The 5,632-nt window shown below is 74.6% G+C and carries 5 protein-coding genes; 4 read left to right on the plus strand and 1 reads right to left on the minus strand.

Features of this window, described 5'->3' with window-relative positions; translation table 11 throughout:
- The 4 genes from ACIQOV_RS24665 to ACIQOV_RS24680 all read left to right on the plus strand — a co-directional run.
- Positions 1 to 2,014 (plus strand): SDR family NAD(P)-dependent oxidoreductase (locus ACIQOV_RS24665; protein WP_401051835.1); only part of this gene is annotated, 2,014 nt, incomplete at its 5' end.
- A gap of 204 nt (positions 2,015 to 2,218) precedes the next feature.
- Positions 2,219 to 3,268 carry a GSCFA domain-containing protein gene (locus tag ACIQOV_RS24670; RefSeq protein ID WP_401051838.1) on the plus strand — a complete coding sequence of 350 codons (1,050 nt, stop codon included), beginning with the start codon at positions 2,219 to 2,221 and terminating at the stop codon, positions 3,266 to 3,268.
- Positions 3,231 to 3,926: a hypothetical protein gene (locus ACIQOV_RS24675; protein ID WP_401051841.1), complete on the plus strand. Its 696-nt coding sequence runs from the start codon at positions 3,231 to 3,233 to the stop codon at positions 3,924 to 3,926. Before ACIQOV_RS24670 ends, ACIQOV_RS24675 begins: the two co-directional genes overlap by 38 nt.
- Before the next feature lie 33 nt (positions 3,927 to 3,959).
- A complete protein-coding gene (locus tag ACIQOV_RS24680; protein ID WP_401051843.1) occupies positions 3,960 to 4,832 on the plus strand; it encodes a TauD/TfdA dioxygenase family protein in 873 nt (290 codons plus the stop codon).
- A 70-nt stretch (positions 4,833 to 4,902) separates the two neighbouring features.
- On the opposite strand, the gene ACIQOV_RS24685 is transcribed toward ACIQOV_RS24680, so the two are convergent.
- Positions 4,903 to 5,632: SpcZ (locus tag ACIQOV_RS24685; RefSeq protein ID WP_401051846.1), on the minus strand; the 730-nt coding region annotated here is incomplete at its 5' end.

Here is a 5,632-nt window from a genome sequence, read left to right on the forward strand (position 1 = left end):
CGGTGCGGACCCCGCCCACTGGGCCGTACCGCTGGCGGCACTGCTGGCCGAGGCCGCGCCCCCGGCGGCCGCGGCCGCCCTTCCGCGCCGGCTGGCGCTGCGCCAGGGCCACTGGTGGGAACAGGTCACGCTGCCGGTGTCCACGGCCGGCGCGGGCCCCGTCGGGCTGCCTGTCGGAGGCGTGCACCTGGTCCTGGGCGGCACCGGCGGGATCGGCCGCAGCATCGCCGGCTGGCTGCTGGAGAACGGCGGCGCCCGGGTCCTGCTGCTGGCCAGGAGTCCGCGGCTGCCGGAGGAGCTGACGCCCTGGGCCGACCGGGTCGACCTGGTCGAAGCCGATCTCGCCGAGTCGGCGCCCGAGGAGGTGATGGCCCGTATCGGACGCCGCACCGACCGTCTCGACAGCGTGATCCACGCCGTCGGGGTGGCGAGCGGCGGGCTGATCGCCCGGCGCGACGCCGAGGCGATGGGGCGGGCGTCCGCCGCCAAGCTGCAGGGCGCCTTGCTGGTCGAGCAGGTGATCGAGCGCTACCGGCCGCCGGTGGCGGTGTACTGCTCGTCGATGTCGGCGGAGCTCGGCGGCGTCGGCCAGTTCGACTACGCGGCCGCCAACAGCCTGCTCGACGGCTTCGCCCAGTACCGGTCGTCCGGTGACGCCGGGAGCACGGTCCGGCTCGGCGTGAACTGGGACGTGTGGAGCGAGGCCGGCATGGCGCTGCGCGCGCCGCGGGCCGACGCACGCCACCGGGCGCACCTGTCGGTCGGGCTGACGGTGGCCGAGGGCAAGCGGGTGTTCGCACGGGCCATGGGACTGCAACTGCCGCAGGTGCTGGTCTCCACCACCGACCTCCACGCATCCCGCGCGTTCTACTCGGCGCCCGGCGCCGGGGCCCTCGTGCCGCCCGTTCCTGCGCTGCCCACTGGGACGGTGCCGTCCGCCGGGACCGCGCCGGTGTCCGCCGGAGGCACCATGGCGGCCGAGACGGCAGACGGCAGCGCGGCCGCCCTGCTCCGCGACCGGCTGTGCGACTGGCTGGATCTCGACCGCATCGATCCCGACGCCCCGCTCTACGACCTGGGCGCCGACTCGCTGACCCTGCTCGACCTGATCGGCCTGATGAAACGTCACTTCGATGTCGAGCTGGAACTGTCCCGGCTCAGCCACCGGGTCTCCCTCAGCGAGATCCTGACCCGGCTGTCCGAGGCGACACCCGCCAGGGCCGTCGCCACGGAGGGCGTGGTTCCGGAGATCTGGCAGCAGGGCACCGGAACCGACGTGCTGTGCCTGGTGCACCCGGTCGGCGGCGACATCCAGGCCTACCGGTCCCTGGTGTCGGCACTGGGCCCCCGGCCGACCGTCTGTCTGATCGCCGATCCCGCGCTGGAACGGCCCGGGACCGCGGACTGGACACTGCCCGAGCGGGCCCGCCGCTACGCCGCCGCCCTGCGAGCACGCTTCGCGGACGGCACCCGGCGGCTGCACCTGGCCGGTTGGTCCTTCGGCGCCTGGGCGGTGATGGGGATGGCCGCGGAGGCGGAGGCGATCGGCCGGCCGGTCCACGGCGTCCACCTGATCGACCCGCCGCCGCCCGGTTCCGGCGGGCTCTTCCAGGAGTACGACGACGCGCAGCTCCAGGCGGTGTTCTCGCACGAGCTCGGCCAGGGCGGGTCGGTGCCGGCCGGGCCCGAGGCCCACGGCTACGCCGAACGTCTGGTCCGGTGCTGCCGGGCCAACCTGCGGAGCATGGCCGACTACCGGATGCCGATGCTGAGCGCCACGCCCAGCCGGCTGTGGCTGGCCGGGCGGCCGGTGGAGGGGCTGCCCTGGGCGGGGGCGCCGGAGCGGCAGCGGGAGCTGTGGCGCCCGTACCTCCCGGAACCCAGCACCTGGCACCGGCTCGACACGACGCACTACGGCATCGTCCGCCCGCCGCATGTGCACGCGGTGGCGGCGGCGATCGCCGAGGCGTCGGACGACCCGCCCGGGGACCGCGCCGACCACCCCCGGGCGTGATCCGGCGCGCTCCCCGCACCGGCGGTCCGGGCGGCATCGGGCCCGGACCGCCGGCGGGGGCGCCCGGCGTCGCCCGGTGACGTCCGGCGTCGCCCGGCGCGGCCGCAGGCCCGGTCCGCACCAGCACCAGCCCCAGCCCCTCAGCCGTTCCGCACCCGCGCCTCCTTCGACCGCCGCCGTCCGACCCATCGGAGACCATCCCCCGTGAACCCCTACCAGGCACTACCGGCGCGCTCGTTCTGGCGCTCCGCCGTGGCCGAGCCGGACCCGCTCGCCATCGACGACCTCTGGACGCCCGCGTTCGCGATCGGGCAGGACGAGCCGATCCTCACCGCGGGGTCCTGCTTCGCCGCGCACATCGGCCGTGCCCTGCTGGAGCGGGGCATGAACTGGTGCGACGCGGAGCCGGCCCCGCCAGGGCTGACCGAGCAGGAGCGCAGGGCCCGCCACTACGGGGTGTTCTCGTTCCGCACCGGAAACATCTACACCGCCGCCGTGCTGCGGCAGTGGCTCTCCTGGGCCTTCGGCCGCACGACCCCGCCCACCGGGGCGTGGCTGGACGAGGGCAGGTACCACGACCCCTGCCGTCCGTCCGTCGAACCCGGCGGCCACGCCTCGGCCGAGGAGATGCTGGCGGCCCGGGGGACGACCCTCGCCGCCATCCGTGAGGCCGTCACGGAAGCCGGCTGCCTGATCTTCACCCTGGGCCTGACCGAGGCGTGGCGGGACCGCGCCGACGGCACCGTCCTGCCGTCCTGCCCCGGCACCGTGCGCGGCACCTTCGACCCGGACCGCCACGTCCTCCACCGGTTCACCTTCGACGAGGTCCGCCGCGACCTGACGGACGCCGTGGCGCTGGCCAGGGAGGCCAATCCGCGGCTGCGGGTCCTGCTGACCGTCTCACCGGTTCCGCTGACCGCGACCGCGACCGGCGGCCACGCGCTCACCGCCAACACCTACTCCAAGTCGCTGCTGCGGACGGTGGCCGGGCAGCTGACCGAGGACCTCGACGACGTCGACTACTTCCCGTCGTACGAACTCATCACCGGCCTCCCGTTCCGGAGCAGGTTCTACGCGCCGAACCTGCGTGAAGTGACCTCCGAGGGCGTCGACTTCGTGATGCGCCACTTCATGGCCGGGCTGTCGCGGCCCTCGGCGGATCCGCGACCGGTCCGAACCGGTACGCCGGCCGCGGGACCGAAGGGGGTGGACACCTGTGACGACGTCGTCCTCGACTACTACCGCCCCCGCTAGGTTCCTGCTGCTCGGCGACTCGCACGCCGGCCCGATCGGACGAGCCGCGAAGGCCGCCCGGATCCCCTTCCAGGGCGGCCCGATCGGTGCCGGGCGCGAGTTCACCGACGACTTCTTCGCGCCGCGCGAGCACGACGTGGTGTTCCACAAGGCCGAGGCCGACGCCCACTACCGCAGCTTCCTGGCCGGCCTGGACGCGGACGGCCTCGGGCACCTCACGGTCCCCCTGGTGTCCACCTTCGGCCTCAGCGCGCACTTCGTCGCCACCCGGGAGAACTGGCACCTCCACCGTGGCCGCGACGGCGGTTTCGCCCCGGGCTTCCTCTCCGGGCCGCTGTTCGACGCCGTCGTCCGCGCCACCGTCCGCGACGCGCTGGCCTTCTACCGCCACGCACTCGGCCTCGGCCTGCGGGTGCTGGCCGTGCTGCCGCCGCAGCGCGTGCCGGAGCAGTCCGACCCGGTGGTGTTCACGGCCGCGCAGGAAACGGTCCGAAGCGCGCTCGACGCGCTCGGCGTCGAGGTCGTCGACCTCCGGTCCCGCACCACCGGACCGGACGGCTTCCAGCGCCCCGAGCTGTGCGAGGCCGACGACTCCATCCACGGCAACCTGGCCTTCGGCCGGCTGGTCCTCGCGGACCTGCTGGCACGCGGGCTGTGACGACACCGAATCCCCCCACCACAGGAGCAGGTCATGGAGCAGTACGAGCTGGACGCGGTCAGGGCCGTCACCACCAGGCCCGCCAAGGAGTACCGGACCGTCACGGTCGACCCGGTCACTCCGGTGATCGGCGCCGAGGTCTCCGGCGTCGACCTCTCGAAGGAGCTGTCGGACGATCAACTGGCCGAACTGAAGCAGGCGTTCCTCGACCACCACGTCCTCGTGTTCCGCGACCAGGAGCTGACGGACGAGGACCACAAGCGCTTCGCCGGGCACTTCGGCGAACTGCGCCCGGTCAACCCGCCCCCGGTCGACGCGGATCCGTACATCCTGGAGATCAGCACCGGCGCCGAGGCGGACAACGTCGCCGGCAACGGCTGGCACGCCGACGGCACCGCCGACGCCGAACCCTCGCTCGGGTCGATGCTCCACATCACCCGGGTGCCGGAACCGGGCAGCGGCGGCGACACCCTGTTCGCCAACATGCACCTGGCGTACGAGATGCTGTCCCCGACGATGCGCGAGCTGCTCGACGGCCTGACCGCGATCCACGACGGCCTCGTCGCCTTCCAGGGCTACACCCCGCCCGAGGGGTACGTGATTCCCAAGAGCGAACACCCCCTGGTGGTGCGGCACCCCGACACCGACCGCAGGATCCTCTACGTCAACAAGGCCTACACCGCGCGCATCCCCCAGCTGTCGCCCGACGAGAGCCGGGCCCTGCTCGACCTGCTCTGCGCGCTGCCCGCCCAGCGGCCCCTGCTGAGCTGCCGCATCCGCTGGAGCCCCAACACGCTGGTGTTCTGGGACAACCGCTGCGTCCAGCACCACGCCACGTACGACTACCACCCGCACACCCGCTACGGTCGCCGGGTCGCGATCAACGGTGGGCCGCTCAAGGGCTGATCCGGTCCGCGCCCGGTCCGCGCCCGGTCCGCGCCCGGAGCTGAGCCCGGGTGCCGGGCTCAGCTCCGGGTCAGGCGGCTTCCGCGCGGGCCAGGCAGGCGGCGAGGCCGTCGGCCAGCCGCGCCCAGGTGGCGCGCTCGCCGCGCTCGTCCCGCCGGTCGGCGTGCACCAGCACCACCGCGCGGACCTGGGCGGACGGCCAGGTCGCGGCGTAGGCGGCGGGGTCCGCCGCCGCGTACGCGGCCGCCACGGCGGCCGCGTTGGCCAGGGCGTTCGCGTCGGCATGGGCCCGCACGTTGGCCGTGGTGTTGAGCTCCGCGTAGGTCTCGCCGTACTGGGCGGCCTCGGCCGCGTCGTAGCCGTTCGCCAGCGCGTAGGAGCCGGCGGCGGCCGCGGCCGCGGCGTAGGCCTCGGCGTACGGGTACGCGTGGTGGAAGAGCTCCCGCAGCTCCGGTTCGAGCGCCGCGCGCCACGTGCCCTCGTCGACCCGACCGCCGCCCAGGGCGTCCGCGTGCAGCGCCTGGACGCGCTGGTGCTGCGCGACGGACCCGCCGCGCCGTGCGCTCGCCTCGGTCAGCACCGGCCCGACGGCGGAGCGGTACCAGTCGTGGACCACGCTGAAGGGCACCCTGCCGTTCAGCCGCTCCATCTCCCGGCGCACACGGCGTGCCCAGGCCCGCGCCGCGTCGGCGTCCATGCCCTCGAACAGCGCCTCCGACACCTGCGCCAGCCAGGGCGGCACGGCCGGCCCCCCACCCGGCGCCGCCGCCCCGACCGGGGCCGGTGCGAGGGTGCCGAGG

Origin of the sequence: Kitasatospora sp. NPDC091257, assembly GCF_044757675.1 — a bacterium.
GTDB lineage: Bacteria > Actinomycetota > Actinomycetes > Streptomycetales > Streptomycetaceae > Kitasatospora > Kitasatospora lactacystinica.